A 15,132-nucleotide genomic window follows, 5' to 3' on the forward strand; every position below is an offset into this window, starting at 1 on the left:
CAAAATGTTTATGCTTAACACCCAGACTGTGATGAATCATGAGATAATCGAGCCTAAATCTAATCTTCTAGCCATGACAAACACCCCCCAGCCTTGGAGTCAACGTTTTGAGACTGCACTCCATCCTGCGATCGCCCGCTTTAATGCCAGTATTAGTTTTGATATAGCTTTAATTGAATACGACATTACTGGATCACAGGCTCATGCCAAGATGTTGGGGCAAGTTGGAATCATTAGTGAATCTGAAGCCGAAGCGATCGTAACAGGGCTGGAGCAAATTCGCCAAGCATATCGTTCAGGGGAGTTTATACCGGGGGTAGAAGCAGAAGATGTTCACTTTGCGGTGGAAAAACGCTTAACCGAACTAATTGGAGATACGGGCAAAAAGCTACATACAGCGAGGTCTCGCAATGATCAAGTTGCTACGGATGTTAGGCTATACCTAAGAGAACAAATTAATTTAATTAAATCTGATTTGCGGAATTGGCAGGCAGCAATTGTTACCCAAGCCGAACAAAATATTGATACCCTTATTCCCGGTTATACCCATTTACAAAGAGCGCAGCCCGTAAGTTTGGCACATCATCTGTTAGCATATTTTGAGATGGCACAAAGAGACTATCAACGGCTGGGAGAAATTTATAACCGTGTTAATGTCTGCCCGTTGGGTTCTGGAGCTTTGGCGGGAACTCCTCACCCCATTAATCGAGCTTTGAGTGCGGAATATCTGAACTTTGGTGCCGTTGGTAATAATAGTTTAGATGGGGTTTCTGATCGAGATTTTGCGGTGGAATTTCTCAATGCTGCCAGTTTGATTATGGTGCATTTAAGTCGCTTTTCCGAAGAGATTATTTTGTGGTCATCTCAAGAGTTCAGTTTTATCGGTTTGAGCGATCGCATTAGTACAGGTTCAAGTATCATGCCGCAAAAGAAGAATCCCGATGTTCCAGAATTAGTACGAGGCAAAACTGGCAGAGTATTTGGACATTTACAAGGAATGTTGACCCTACTTAAAGGTTTACCCTTGGCATATAACAAAGACATGCAAGAGGATAAAGAAGCAATTTTTGATACTGTTACCACCGTAAGAGTCTGCCTAGAAGCGATGACAATTTTACTAACGGAAGGAATTACCTTTAAAAAGGATAGATTAGCTCAAGCCGTAACCGAAGACTTCTCTAATGCAACGGATGTGGCGGATTACTTAGCAACTAAAGGTGTTCCTTTTCGGGAGGCATATAATCTTGTGGGTAAACTGGTTAAAACTTGCACCAGCGAAGGCATTCTGTTAAAAGATTTATCCCTAGCACAATGGCAAGAATTTCATCCCAAGTTTGAGTCAGATATTGTGGAGGCGATCGCCCCAACTCAAGTAGTAAATGTGCGAAATAGCTATGGTGGTACAGGGTTTGAACAGGTTAAGCTCCAAGTAGCAACAGCTAAGACTGTAATATCTTGAAAATCATAAAGATTCATAAACCTGAGCCGTTTTTTGTAACATCTTTTCTAAATTAAAATTTTCTTCATACCTTAAATATCCAGCTTCAGCAAACTGATTTCTGAGTTCAGGATTTTCAATTAAAATTTGCAGATTTCTGGCAAGATTATCAATATCTTTGGGTTCAACTATAAACCCCGTTTTTCCATCAATTACCTGTTCAGAAATACCTCCGACATTACTACCGATAATTGCTTTTTTCTGCGTCATGGCTTCAGCACAAGCAAGACTACAAGCCTCTTGTAATGATGGAAGTACAAAAATATCAAATAGTTCTAATAAATTTGGTAGATCATTAATATAGCCTGCGAAAATCACCTGATTAGCAATGCTTAAATCTTGGGTTTGTTGCTTTAATTCTTTTTCTAGTTCCCCAGTCCCAGCAATTATTAACACTAAATTCACATAATGTTTAGTTAAGTCAGCAAATGCTTGAATCAGATAGGTTAAACCCTTAGCTGGATTTAGTCTAGCAGCAGTACCAATAATAATCTGAGATTTGCGCTCGATCTGGTATTTATGGGCATATTCCTGAGATTTCTCTAAATCAACTTGGGGTTGAGGAACACCGTTATAAATTAAGCTCAATTTTGCAGAATTCAACCCCATATCTTGTAGAATTTTAGCCTCGGCTGCACAAACGGCAATTACCTGATTTGCAACCCAGTTAGAAAATAATACCGCTAGTCGATAGCTAACCATTGCGCCTTCGCCATGATAACCATGTACCGTAAACACAATTGGAATATTTCTTGGTAAAAACAATTTCACCAAAAGCATCAACTCATGCCCAGCGTGAACATGCACTAAGTCTATGGGACGCTCTCGATGAATTGCTATAATTCCCGCTCGAAACTCGGTTAATCCTTGCCAAATATTTTTTTCTAAATTAAGAAACGCGTGGTAATTAATCTTCTCCAATTTGAATGGTTCTGCCCCATTCCCTTCTGGAGCTAAAAGTGAGATATGGTATTGCTGCTGAAAATGCCTAATTAAACTAAGAGCATGCTTCTCAGTACCGCCTAAATTGAGATATGGCAGGATATAGAGAAGGTGTTTCATTTATGGCAATCCCCAAAAAGTTGCTCTTTCCTGAAGCCAGCCACTTTGTCGCCATCCTTCTACAATTTTATATACCCTAAGCCGTAAAGAGTTATATTGTTCTCCCCGAGGTAGAGCGATCGCTAAACTATGAAATGCTAATTTATTCCCCACCTGTGTAAATTCAGGATTTTGCTTTAACCAATCAGCAAGGGCAATTCCATCTCCAGCAAAACCTTTAATTTTGCCTTGTTTGAGTGCCTCTAATCCCGACTGATATGAATCTGCTCCAATTAGTTTTACTTTGGGAAAAGAACCTTGGAGAATAGATATAGTTTCTGAACCTTTAACTACACCAATTAAATCATCCTCGCGGCTAAAATCACTGGGTTTACTACCTTGGCGGGCGATTAAAACTGTGGCATCAGTGTAGTAAGGCAGGCTAAATTCCATCAGCCGTGATCTGTTCTTAGTTAAAGTTACTTGAGCAATTAATAAATCCACCCGATCAGACCACAGGGCAGGAAAGCGTTCTGAATTTTTTACGGGTAGTAATTCTAGATGAGTGGCACTCCCTAGCAGTTCCTTTGCCAATTGCTGACTAATATCAATTTCAAAACCCTTAAGATTACCTGACTGATCAAGGAATCCCAAGGGTGGAAGATTATTTTTAATCCCAACAATTAAACGACCACGAGTTTCAATAGTTTCCAGACTTGAGGCTAAAGTTTGAGAAATAAAAATCCCAGATGCCACCAAAGCCACTGCTGTTATTGAAACAAGCGATCGCATAATCATTATTCTTGTTTACTAAATTAAACTACCTAAATAACCCTACTGGGCAGATTGGGCAGCTTCTACGATTTGAGTAAATGCTGATGGGTCTAGCACAGCAATCTGAGAAAGCATTTTACGGTTGATAACAATATTTGCCTTTTTTAGCTGACCAGCCAGCTGACTATAATTGGTACCACGCATTCTCGCAGCAGCATTAATCCGTGCAATCCATAGACGGCGAAAGTCACGCTTTTTCTTGCGTCTATCTCTATAGGAGTTACGTAATGCCTTCATTACCTGCTGGTTAGCAGTACGGAATAGCTTAGAATGTGAGCCTCGGAAGCCCTTTGCTAGCTTTAAGATTTTATTGCGGCGTTTTCTGGCAACGTTACCGCGCTTTACCCTAGTCATACGATTTAGTAGTTATTTATGTTGAAATCAGAATTATTGCGTTTAAATTTAAGTAAATAAATTTAGGATTAGGCGTAAGGTAACATCCCACGCACTCTATCCACATCGGTAACATCCACAGTAGCTATTTGCGATAGCTTATTTTTGCGAGCAGTGGATTTATGCTCTAAAAGATGGTTTTTGCTAGCATGACGACGCATAAACTTACCAGTACCTGATACTCGGAAGCGTTTTGCGGCAGCTTTGCGTGTTTTTAGCTTAGGCACGATTACAACTTTATAAATTGAAAAATGAGCTTTACAAAGATAACATGATTTCAAATCTACTTACAAATTAAATTTTTAGAAGTTAATTGACTGATAATTCACTGATAAAGATATGGGCATAAATTACTTGCTCGTCTAAACCAATACTGGCAATCATAAAGCCATTAATTTTTACCATACAAGCCATTACCGAGTCATGATTAGGGCAAGATTAGACAAGAATGACAAATTCAGATATATCATCTAATGCTCATGCGCGACCTTAGAGCCTCCGCCCATACCCAACTTGTTCCCACTCCTGAAATTGGCTGGTTTAGAGCCGTTACTTTGCTATTTGGAGATTTACTAGGATTAGCACTAGCTTGGCATTTAGCTGCTAAGTTAAATGAATCTTTTCAGCCTTTACCTGCGGAATATACCCTATGGGAATTTCTGGGAACCTCCAGTTTGTTCTATTTTCTTACCTTGGTTACCATACTTGTCTTAGCATCTCAAGGATTTTATAGTTCCACATCTCAATGTCAAAACTATGTCAAGCAGGCACAGTTGATTAGTTTTATTTACTTAGCTTCCTTAGTGGTCAATTATTTTTATGATCCTAAGCTAGATGCACCCAGATCGCTTTTTTTTGCAGCTTGGTTTGCTAGTGTTGGTTGCGTATTTGTTATAAGACTATTAATGATTTTGGGTATTCATCAGTTAGCGATCGCCCGTTCCCAAATCTTAGTTTTTATTATTGCTCCAGCTTCAAGAATTGAGAATTTAACTAAATCAATCCAAAGGCGACCTGGTTATCAAGTTATAGGTAGTACGACATCAGATCAAGCCTATTCATCTGAAACCATTGCGAAAATTATTCAACTTCAAGCCCATGAGGTTCTGGCTGAAGGACTACCTGAGACCTATTTAGCCTCGGAATTATATTGGCAATTGCGTAATGCCCAGATTAATCTCAGACTTGCACCTTCTAGTTTGGCAATGCTGCACCGACGGGGAACGCCAGAAATATTTGCAGGAATGCCGACAATTAAAATTAGTTCGCAGTTTTTAGGAATTTGGGAATACAGATGTAAACGCCTATTAGATTTTCTTGGAGCTTTATTGGGAATTATTTTGCTTGCTCCAGTATTTATCGTGGTGGCGATCGCTATTAAAGTTAGTTCTCCGGGTGGCGTATTTTTCTCCCAAGAGCGCATTGGGCTAAATGGCAAAGTGTTTAGGATGTGGAAGTTTCGCAGTATGTGTATTAATGCTAGCGATCGCCAAGCCGAATTAGAGAAACTAAACGAAAGTCAAGATGGGGTAATGTTCAAAATCAAGCGTGATCCCAGAATTATTCCCATCGGGCATTTGATCAGACGCTTAAGCATCGATGAGTTGCCGCAATTGTTTAATGTGTTGATGGGACAAATGAGCTTAGTTGGACCTAGACCTCTACCAATTCGGGATGTGGCTTTATTTGCCGATTGGCATCACATTAGACATGGGGTTTTACCAGGAATTACTGGACTATGGCAGATTTCTGGACGTTCAGACCTCGACACCATTGATGATGCGGTACGACTGGATTTGCACTACATCGATCACTGGTCACTGAACCTAGACTTAGCAATTTTGGTAGATACTGTGTCTATAGTTCTGTTTGGTAAAGGGGCTTACTGATATTTCTAATTTTTCAGGCAATTTTTTAGGCGGTTTGAAATACTTTAGGAGTTGGCATTAAAGAATTGAATTATGATGATTGTTAATAAGTATTACGATTAATTACTAATAATTTAATTAAACCCAAAATAATTTCATGGTACAAACTTCATCTTTCAGTAAAAGCGACTGGCAAAAGGGGTATAAATCACTCAAAACCGAATATTCCTACTGGGTTGATGATATTGAAGGTGAACTACCAAAGGCTCTCCAAGGCACTTTATTTCGCAATGGACCTGGGTTATTAGATGTAAATGGCGATCGCTACGGACATCCCTTTGATGGCGATGGCATGGTTTCTAGTATTACCTTTACAGATGGGAAAGTTCATTTTGCTAATAGCTTTGTGAAAACCCCTGAATTTTTAGCAGAGCAAGAGGCAGGAAAAATTCTGTATCGGGGCGTATTTGGAACCCAAAGATCGGGAGGATTCCTCCAAAATATATTCAACCTAAAGCTTAAGAATCTAGCTAACACCAATGTAATTTATCACGGGCAGAAGCTGTTGGCACTCTGGGAAGCTAGTCGCCCCTATCGCCTTAATCCTGAAACCCTAGAAACAATTGGTATTGAAAACTTTGATGGCAATTTAAATCCAGGGGAAGTCTTTACAGCCCATCCCAAATTTGACCCAATCACAGGCGATATGTATGGCTTTGGCGTAGATGCGGGACCAAAATCCACAATTAATCTTTATAAGGTTGATTTGCAGGGAACTTTAACCAAGTTTGCTAACCAAAAGGTTGATGGTTTCTGTTTCCTCCATGACTTTGTGATTACACCCAATTATGCCATCTTTGCCCAAAACCCAGTTAAATTTAATCCTTTACCTTTTATTCTTGGATTTAAGCCCGCCGCAACTTGCATAGACCTCCAACCGCAAACTCCCACTAAGCTTTTAATATTCGATCGCACAGGTAAACTAATAACCCTAGAAACCGATCCCTGCTTTATTTTTCATCATGCTAATGCCTATGAAACCCACACCGATGGGAATACACAAATTATTCTTGATTCCATTTGCTATAGCGATTATCCCAAGCTAGAGGCGGGCATAGACTTTTTAGATGTGAATTTTGATCAAGTAATTCCGGGGCAGTTCTGTCGATTTGAAATTGATGTCGCTTCAGGTAAGGTTAATAAATCGATCTTACAAGAACGTTCCTGCGAGTTTCCTGTAATTCATTCCGCCTATGTCGGACAAAATTATCGCTATTGCTACATGGGGGCGATCGCTAAAGATTCAGGTAATGCCCCACTCCAAGCAATTCTTAAACTAGATGTCCAAACTGGAGAAAAGCAAATTCATAGCTTTGCCCCTAGAGGTTTTGTCGGTGAACCAACTTTTATTCCCCATCCTGAAGGTACACAAGAAGATCAAGGCTGGCTAGTAGTCTTAGTCTTTGATGCCGAATGCGATCGCACCGATATTGTTGTCCTAGATGCCGAAAATATTACTAACTCACCTGTGGCAACTATTCATCTTAAGCACCATATCCCCTTTGGATTGCACGGTAGCTTCACCCATGAGACTTGGCGTAGTTAATATTTTGTGAATAATTTAGGGTTTAACTTTTTCTATGCCGTTATCAAAAATATCGTAATACATAGTTAAATAACCCGATTTAAGATTACTATCTTTACGAGCCTGTTCTAACTTACCCTTAATGCTGCGATTGGAATGGACACTAAAAATTTCGTAGCGATCGCCATTAAATAAATACTCAGCTACATCGGTATATTCTTCCCCCTTAACTAGTTGCCATCGGTGATTAATAAAATTCAGGGTGTAATCCGCCGTATCCAAAACCGTAGAAGGACGATCTATAGTTGCTGATATGGTGGCACTGTAGGGAACCAAAGCATTACTAGGAGGCTTAATAGTACTGGTAATATTACGGTAGAAGCAGTTTTCGTTATAGCAAAACCTAATCTTTGCCATTGTTGCCTTAATTTTTTCCAGTCTTTGTACCAGTTCTTGACTTGGCTCCTGATTAGTTGCAAAACCAGAATTTATGGCAGCGATCGCTTGATCATGAATTGGAAAAGCTAAATAAATTAAAGCTAACAAGACTAAAAAAAAATGCTTCATATTAGCAATAAATTACTCAGTACCTAGGCGATCGACAATGATCAAATCTGTGGCTTCTTCTAGTTCTGGTACAAACTCTGTACCTTTAAGGCGCATACCTAACTCAAACAGAATTTCCGCCATATCATCACGGGACACTTTAATATTTCCGATCGCTGACAATCTGCGCTCTAACTCTTCCTGCACATAGGTTCTAAGGTTACGAATATCATCTTGTAATTTAGACTTGGTTTCCGATAGATTATCTCGCAGAGAGCTAGTACTTAACTCTAGGTCTTCACTGAGTTTTTCAAAGTTACTCGAAGATTTACGATGGGTGCGATCAATAATTTGGCGCAAATCATTCCTTTCCTCTTCACCCGTGATTTGAAGGGCTTTAATCCGTTTATCCACAATATCTATAGCTGAGCGCAAATCACTAGCATTAGTAGTTTTAACCTCTTGAATCCGATCAAGCAACTCTTGGCGAAAATTTGCTAACTCTGACTCCAATTTATCAAAACGGGTATTATAATCTCGGAGTTGTGCGCCAAAGATGATGTCCCGAATTTGGTCAATATTCCCCAGCTTATCGTAAATTTCTTCTTTCTTGAGTTGGTTCATTGGTTTACTTATTTTGCTGATCGATTGTAACAAAAAAGCTTAAGCATAGTCGCTTATAACTTTACCCAGAATCATACCCTACAAACTTTATATGTACATAGGGAAGCACCAAAAATCCCCAAGCAAATTAGTAACTTTAGGCTAACTTACTTGAGGATAAATATAAATTTTGGTAAAAAAACTTTATTAAAACCAAAATTAGACTTTTTCTAAGCTAACTTCAGGGAGTTGCACATTACAGCCGCCCAGCCCACAATAGCCATTGGGATTTTTTGCCAAGTATTGTTGATGATAACCTTCAGCAAAATAAAATTCTGGGGCAGATAAAACCTCAGTGGTAATTGCTCCATAACCCGCAGCTTTGAGCGCAGATTGATACACCTTTAAGCTGGCATTGGCAGACTCTTGCTGAGCCTTTGAGTAGTAATAAATGCCTGAACGATATTGAGTACCAACATCATTACCTTGACGCATTCCTTGGGTGGGGTTATGGCTTTCCCAGAAAACTTTTAGTAACTGCTCGTAGCTGATAATTTTAGGGTCAAACACCACTAAAACCACTTCGTTATGTCCAGTCAATCCACTGCAAACCTCTTCATAGGTAGGATTAGGAGTAATTCCCGCCGCATAACCCACAGCCGTAATATAAACTCCAGGTAGTTGCCAAAACTTGCGCTCTGCTCCCCAAAAGCAACCTAAGCCAAAAATCGCCTGCTCCGTACCCTCTGGATAGGGTGGTTTGAGAGGATTACCATTGACAAAATGAGTTGTTGCCGTAGGAATTGCTACGCTTCTACCGGGAAGGGCATCATTAATATTGGGAAGGGTTAACTTTTTGCCAAAGCCAAATAAAGCCATAATTGTTTTTCCTGTTCTTACTTTACTATTGTACGCACAGCCAAAGATTTAGGATGACAACTTTAAAGTAAGAATTGGGGATGGGGGATTAGGAATTGGGTTTAGGTTTATATTTCGTTGGAGTTTCTGCTGCCTTTTTAGATAGGTCTTTTGATGAATTGGCAGATAAACCAGTTGATGTATTAGGAAAGAGTTGAGCATAGTCAGAGGTGGCAATTTTGTCTAATTCTTGCCAGTCATCACCATAGGTTTGATCGGAGTAAATTTCGATTTTGTCTTGATCAATGGAAGTAACTTTATAAATGTAGGGGGCGAGTGCTTTTAAGATTTCAGCCTGTGGCTCGTGGATATTAGTTCTGACGTATTTATTGACAGTAACGTGGGAGATTCCAGCTTGGGCTGCTAGCTTACGCTCTGACCAACCTCGTAGTTTCATCGTTGCTTTAATGGTAAAAGCCAGCCTTGCAATGCCCTCTACGGTGTATTTGTTCCCATCTATGTCGGACTTATGGAAAGATACTTTTGTCATCATTCTATTTAGGTGATATTTAGGTGCAAGTTGTGAGTTAAGTGAAAGTTTAGGTTTTTTAGATCGTCGATTTAGCCACTTAGGTACATATCTACAGAAATTTATTAAGAAATCTATAAATAGGAACCATAAATTACTAAGATGCAAGTAGAGTCTATCTTTCATTGTTCAATTTTATCCGCTCTCTGAAGTTGTGATTCTGAAGCTTTGATAAAGTTAGCCGATGAAAGCTTACTGGAATTCATAGAAAAGAACTAGGAAAGTGGTTTGTCTGAACTACTAACATTGTTTAATGATATTCAGGTGTTAATGGTACCACTTGGGAGCCTAGTTTGCTTATATTACCTTACTTTGCCTCTAAGTTCTAAAATTCCGAACCAATAGCCTTAAATCAGCCTTAAATCAATAGAATTAAGTTACGCTTATGTGTTATTTTGATGAAACTAACATAGGCTAACGATGTATTAGAATATCATGTCAGATAGTGTCAGACCAAGGATCAGTAAGGCAATATACGAACTAGTTAAAAAGGCTGCTGCTGCAAGTTGTGTACCTGACGGTCATTGGCTCGTAGAAGCAATTAAGGAAAAAGCATTAAGTGAAGGATTTGAAATTATCGATGGCAAGGTAATTAAAAAGGATGTCCAAGCTGAACCAGATATAATAAGTATGCTAGAAGAGACATATTCTATGGAAGCAGTAGATGATTCTGAGAATGCCTAACTTCAAGTAACATTAAGTGAATATCTAACTAGATTTTTCTGTAGATCTCTCTCAGGTTATAAGGTTAATCTGTCAATCATAGGCTTTGGAGAGTATTAAGTTCTTAGATGTAAGTGGGTAAATTTATTATGATACTAACACTTCATATCGAGTAAAGATTATGAAGATATACTTAAGATTTTATGGTTAGCTCAACAGTAACTCAAGCAGTTTGCGCTTTTAGCCATGCCCAAGGAATTACTACTAGTTTGTTAGAGGTGGGGACAAAAGCTCGTTGCTCAAAAACATCATAGTTGTTGCGTTCGATCGCTCCTAAAATATCCCGATACAAAATTAAGGACGACCATACGGGCCAGCGTGCATCACGACAGAGGGCAGATATACCTTTTTCAGCTTGATAGTAAAAATTTCTTGCCCTTTGAATTTGAAATTTCATCAGATTAATCCAGCGATCGTCAATTACCCCATTGATTAAATCTTTTTCCGTATAATCAAAATATTTTAGGTCTTCTAGGGGTAGGTAAATTCTGCCTCGGCGCACATCCTCGCCAATGTCTCGCAAAATATTTGTTAACTGCATGGCAATTCCGAGGGCGATCGCTGCTTCGGTAGCAGAGGCAATTACATGGGGATCATTAGTTTCAAAGCCCATAACGGCAGCAGACATTAAACCCACGGTGCCAGCTACTCGGTAACAATATAAATGGAGGTCTTCAAAGGTATCGTAGCGATCGTAGTTTAAGTCCATCCGCATCCCCGCAATCATATCCTTGAAGGGCTGAATCGGGATTGGGTAGTTGCGAGCAGTATCGGCAAGGGCAACATCAGGTAAACTTTTGGGCTGTCCACTAAAGGTCAGTTCTAGTTGATACTCCCAATCTTTAAGGGTTTCAGGAGTAGTAGTTGCTGATTGCAGTCCATCCACAAGCTCATCGGTACGCCGACACCAAGCATAGAGCGCCCAAATTGCACAACGCTTTGCTTCCGACATCAACATGGTGCCAAGGTAAAAGGTTTTGGCATACTTGGCGGTAATGTCACGACAGGTTTTATACGCCTCTGGTAAAGAAGCGGGATAAAGCATTCCCACGAGATTAAGCAAGGGCTTTGGCGGCAGTTGTTTGACCAAGGGTTTGACTAGAGATGAGGTGAGATTCGGAAGCGTTGTTGATCGCTTGTGCTGTCAGCTTACCAGAAAGAACGGCTCCTTCCATACTGCCCAAATATTCTTGCATAGTATAGCTACCAGACAGGAAAAAGTTGGGGATGGGAGTAGCTTGACTAGGACGATATGCCTGTCTGCCCGGAATAGCTTTGTAAACAGAGCGGGGAGTTTTTACCACTCTGGCTTTCAAAACTTTAGCATGGTGAGGGATTTGTGCGGGGAATAGTTTTGCTAATTCTGACATTGTGGCATCGATAATTTCTTGGTCGGGTTTACCAATCCAGTCCGCAGCAGGAGCCAATACTAGTTCAAGCATAGATTTATCAGGGTCAGCATATTCCTTGCAAGCTACGCTCATATCGGCATAGACACTGAGTAAGGGCGATCGCGAGAATAGGAGTTGATCCACATCGGTAAGTTTGCGATCGAACCAAATTTGGACATTAATTACAGGTACGCCTTCTAGTCCCTCTAATTTTTGGAAAAATTCTAGCTCCTGCCAAGGCTTCGGTAACAGCAATTTGATAATATCGACGGACATGGCGGAAACGTAGGCATCGGCAATAAGTTCATGGCTTTCCTCACCTAATCCACCAATCAGAAAATGTTTGACCGACCCATCGGCATTTAAGGCAATCTCCCGCAGGGCAGTTTGTGTCCAGACTACACCACCTCTCGCTGTAATATGATCGACAATTGGTTGACATAGACGTTCGGGGGGCGCACCATCAAGGAAGGCAATTTTAGAGCCGTAGCGTTGTTGGAGAAATTTATTGAGGGCGGTGAGGATAATCATGGCGGATACTTCCTCAGGATTGATAAAAGTCAGTGCCTTAGAAGCAGCAATAAAAATATCGGTATTTACTTTTTCATCAACACCTTGCAGTCTTAGCCATTCAATCAGGCTATATTTATCCGTGGATTCCACATACTTTTGTCCCCGCACGATCGCTGGAATTAAGCCAATGGCAAAGCGAATTTTTTGATTCCAGGTGAGCATATCGTTGTTTCTGAGGATCGACATGATCACATTAAAAGGAGCAGGAATATCTGGGACATCGAAGCGGGAGAGAATTCCGGGCTTTTCAGGTTGATTAAAAATGAGGGTATGTTGTTTCCATTGCAGGCGATCGCTGATTCCCAGTTCTGCCATTAATTGCAACATGTTAGGATATGCCCCAAAAAAGGCGTGTAATCCAGTTTCTACCCAATCGCCATCCTCATCTTGCCAAGCTGCGACTAAACCACCTAGGGTTGCCGACCTCTCTAGTAAAATCGGGGTATGTCCCAAGTCCGTTAAATATTTAGCGCAAGATAAACCTGCTAAACCTCCTCCAGCGATCGCAACCCGCATAATTCCCCTAATTGTTGGTGTTAGTTAAATTTATTTAAATAATTTATCTAAATAAACGTATGAAATCAAAATGAAATTAAATCTAAAATTAATTTTTCCTATTCTACTGCTTTGCAAAGCTTAACAATATTTAAAAAATGAAAAAATAGTCAAAAAAACTAAAAAAAGTTAAAAATTAGCACTTACAGTTATCTACTAGCTTATCTACTGTTGAAGTAACCTCACGTTCTAGATCGTGCTAAAACTCATGGCGGATTCGGATAAGATTAAGAACTATGAGGTGTGGGATTTAACATGGCAGGCTATGTTCTAGTACTGGCGATTTTGATTTTGGGGGGACTTATTGCAACCCTGGGCGATCGCATTGGGACAAAAGTTGGTAAAGCTCGACTCAGCATATTTAATCTTAGACCTCGCAACACAGCAACTCTAATCACAATTGCCACAGGCGGAATGATTGCAGCCTCAACCTTGGGCGTTTTATTAGCGAGCAGTAGTCAACTTCAGGACGGTTTATTTAGACTGGATAGTATTCGATCTGAGTTAAAAACTGCTCAAGCCGAAAAGGAAAAAATGGAAGCAGCGTTGGCTATTACTAGGCGACAAAGGGATCAAGAGAAACGGAATCTAGAACAAATTAATAATTCTCTAGCTGAGGCTCTATTTCGTCAATCTCGAACCCAAGCTCAATTGCAATCTGTGCAGCAAAAGTTTCAAAGTGCTAAGCAAGAACTAGAGAAAGTACAGGCACAAGAGCAAGAACTGTTAAGTAAAATTCAGGACTTAAACGATCGCCAAAAAAGCCTATTAGCCGATAGTCAAAAACTCTTAAATGAGCGCAACCAACTTAATACTGATCTAGCAAAAATTAGCAGCGATCGGCAGGTTTTGCGTAATCGAGTGGCTGAGTCCCAAACCAAACTCAGCGATCTAGAAAAACAACGTACAGCCCTAAGCTCTGAGCTTAAAACCCTTGAGAAAAATCGAGAGCTATTAAATGCCAGTATTCAGGCTCTGCGCCGAGGTAATGTGGCAATCCAATCGGAGCAAGTCCTGACTGCGGCTGTAATTAATGGCGGTTTATCCTCCCAAGACCTACGTCTGGCGGTATTTCAAGTTTTACAGCAAGCTGATCAAAATGCCCGTACTCTCCTAGATTTCCCTGCGGAGAGCCGTCCAGTAATTCAAGTTTCGGAAACACAAATAGATAATCTTTTACAAAAACTCGCAGATGGGAAAAGCTATATTCTACGAGTTTTGTCGGCGGGCAACTATCTGCGCAAGGAAAGTAGTGTGTCAATTTTGGCGGATATTACCCCCAATAAAGAAGTATTTAAACCTGGGGAATTAATTGCATCCTTAACATTTAAGGCAAATATGTCAGAATCAGAATTGGAAGGACAGTTAGATAAGTTATTTTTACTAGTCAGCTTTCGCGCTCGCCAACAGGGGGTTTTACCCAATCCATTTACGGGTAAAGTCGGTAATTTTCCTCAAAGTGCTTTATTTGATCTAAGTCGCGAATTTAAGCAATATAAGTCTGCCATTGAAATTCAAGCGATCGCCAAGGAGACAATTTTTACAGGTAGCCCCCTAACTCTGACTTTAGTAGTGCTAGAAAATGGGGTTGAGATTCGCCGCTTTGGATAATTTCTCTATTGTTCTATGAGTTTTTTAAAAATTCCTCGAAATTGCTAAAATGCCTAAAATTTCCCTATGCGATCGCTGTAACTATTATGCCCATAGTAAATTTCTAGTCTGTGCGGTGCATCCCAGTGGTCTTGATAGTAACTACTGCCCAGATTTTGACAGTTCAGAACTATGGTCATTGGAAAACCCAGATCACTATAAGGATCAGCAATTAGAAAATATGTTCTGGCACCCCATATTTACAGGTCGTTGTCCAGTCTGCGATTACGAGTTTTCACGCCTGCAACCGCCGCCAATTAATTGGTACTGCGAAGAATGTGAGTGTGAAGAACGCGATTGGGACATGGACTAATTATTAGGCTTTAGATCAATTTCTGGGATCATCAATATAGATCGATTTTTAAATATTAATGAACAATTGCTTTGAATTTGCTAATCTACAGTATGCACATTGAAAAAATCTA

16 protein-coding genes are annotated in these 15,132 nt (G+C 40.1%); 6 read left to right on the forward strand and 10 right to left on the reverse strand.

Going from position 1 to position 15,132, the window contains the following annotated elements:
* Positions 1-73: 73 nt before the first annotated feature.
* On the forward strand, positions 74-1,459 hold the full coding sequence (gene argH, locus SYN7502_RS10990) for an argininosuccinate lyase (protein ID WP_015168899.1): 1,386 nt from the start codon (positions 74-76) through the stop codon (positions 1,457-1,459).
* A 3-nt stretch (positions 1,460-1,462) separates the two neighbouring features.
* Here argH and SYN7502_RS10995 read toward each other — a convergent pair whose 3' ends face one another.
* From SYN7502_RS10995 to rpmI, 4 genes are all read right to left on the reverse strand, one after another.
* On the reverse strand, positions 1,463-2,560 hold the full coding sequence (locus SYN7502_RS10995; protein ID WP_015168900.1) for a glycosyltransferase family 4 protein: 1,098 nt from the start codon (positions 2,558-2,560) through the stop codon (positions 1,463-1,465).
* Positions 2,561-3,331 carry a transporter substrate-binding domain-containing protein gene (locus tag SYN7502_RS11000; RefSeq protein WP_015168901.1) on the reverse strand — a complete coding sequence of 257 codons (771 nt, stop codon included), beginning with the start codon at positions 3,329-3,331 and terminating at the stop codon, positions 2,561-2,563.
* A gap of 42 nt (positions 3,332-3,373) precedes the next feature.
* The gene (gene rplT / locus SYN7502_RS11005; protein WP_015168902.1) at positions 3,374-3,727 is read right to left on the reverse strand and encodes a 50S ribosomal protein L20; all 354 of its coding nucleotides are present in this window, start codon (positions 3,725-3,727) and stop codon (positions 3,374-3,376) included.
* Positions 3,728-3,795: 68 nt separating this feature from the next.
* Positions 3,796-3,993 (reverse strand): 50S ribosomal protein L35, encoded by a 198-nt coding sequence (gene rpmI, locus SYN7502_RS11010; protein WP_015168903.1) that lies wholly within the window; start codon positions 3,991-3,993, stop codon positions 3,796-3,798.
* A gap of 252 nt (positions 3,994-4,245) precedes the next feature.
* Between rpmI and SYN7502_RS11015 the strand changes: the two genes are divergently transcribed.
* Together SYN7502_RS11015 and SYN7502_RS11020 are read left to right on the forward strand one after the other, a co-directional pair.
* A complete protein-coding gene (locus SYN7502_RS11015) occupies positions 4,246-5,655 on the forward strand; it encodes a sugar transferase (protein ID WP_015168905.1) in 1,410 nt (469 codons plus the stop codon).
* Between the two features lie 136 nt (positions 5,656-5,791).
* Complete coding sequence (locus SYN7502_RS11020) at positions 5,792-7,240, forward strand: carotenoid oxygenase family protein (RefSeq protein WP_015168906.1); 1,449 nt, start codon at positions 5,792-5,794, stop codon at positions 7,238-7,240.
* 15 nt (positions 7,241-7,255) lie between these two features.
* On the opposite strand, the gene SYN7502_RS11025 is transcribed toward SYN7502_RS11020, so the two are convergent.
* From SYN7502_RS11025 to SYN7502_RS11040, 4 genes are all read right to left on the reverse strand, one after another.
* On the reverse strand, positions 7,256-7,786 hold the full coding sequence (locus SYN7502_RS11025; protein ID WP_015168907.1) for a hypothetical protein: 531 nt from the start codon (positions 7,784-7,786) through the stop codon (positions 7,256-7,258).
* Positions 7,787-7,798: 12 nt separating this feature from the next.
* Complete coding sequence (locus SYN7502_RS11030) at positions 7,799-8,389, reverse strand: hypothetical protein (protein WP_015168908.1); 591 nt, start codon at positions 8,387-8,389, stop codon at positions 7,799-7,801.
* A gap of 198 nt (positions 8,390-8,587) precedes the next feature.
* Positions 8,588-9,247 carry a peptide-methionine (S)-S-oxide reductase MsrA gene (gene msrA, locus SYN7502_RS11035; RefSeq protein WP_015168909.1) on the reverse strand — a complete coding sequence of 220 codons (660 nt, stop codon included), beginning with the start codon at positions 9,245-9,247 and terminating at the stop codon, positions 8,588-8,590.
* 88 nt (positions 9,248-9,335) lie between these two features.
* Positions 9,336-9,779 carry a helix-turn-helix domain-containing protein gene (locus SYN7502_RS11040; protein ID WP_015168910.1) on the reverse strand — a complete coding sequence of 148 codons (444 nt, stop codon included), beginning with the start codon at positions 9,777-9,779 and terminating at the stop codon, positions 9,336-9,338.
* A gap of 471 nt (positions 9,780-10,250) precedes the next feature.
* On the opposite strand from SYN7502_RS11040, the gene SYN7502_RS11045 reads away from it, so the two are divergent.
* Positions 10,251-10,499, forward strand: a complete 249-nt coding sequence (locus SYN7502_RS11045; RefSeq protein ID WP_015168911.1) for a hypothetical protein — start codon at positions 10,251-10,253, stop codon at positions 10,497-10,499.
* Between the two features lie 202 nt (positions 10,500-10,701).
* Here SYN7502_RS11045 and SYN7502_RS11050 read toward each other — a convergent pair whose 3' ends face one another.
* Positions 10,702-11,628, reverse strand: a complete 927-nt coding sequence (locus SYN7502_RS11050; protein ID WP_371257763.1) for a phytoene synthase — start codon at positions 11,626-11,628, stop codon at positions 10,702-10,704.
* A complete protein-coding gene (gene pds, locus SYN7502_RS11055) occupies positions 11,594-13,018 on the reverse strand; it encodes a 15-cis-phytoene desaturase (RefSeq protein WP_015168913.1) in 1,425 nt (474 codons plus the stop codon). The genes SYN7502_RS11050 and pds overlap by 35 nt, the downstream gene beginning before the upstream one ends.
* 294 nt (positions 13,019-13,312) lie before the next feature.
* Between pds and SYN7502_RS11060 the strand changes: the two genes are divergently transcribed.
* Entirely contained in the window at positions 13,313-14,668 is a 1,356-nt protein-coding gene (locus SYN7502_RS11060) for a DUF3084 domain-containing protein (protein WP_015168914.1), read from the forward strand.
* Between the two features lie 49 nt (positions 14,669-14,717).
* Complete coding sequence (locus SYN7502_RS18930; RefSeq protein ID WP_015168915.1) at positions 14,718-15,020, forward strand: hypothetical protein; 303 nt, start codon at positions 14,718-14,720, stop codon at positions 15,018-15,020.
* Positions 15,021-15,132 lie beyond the last annotated feature (112 nt).

It is taken from the genome of Synechococcus sp. PCC 7502, assembly GCF_000317085.1.
Classification (GTDB): Bacteria; Cyanobacteriota; Cyanobacteriia; order Pseudanabaenales; family Pseudanabaenaceae; genus PCC-7502.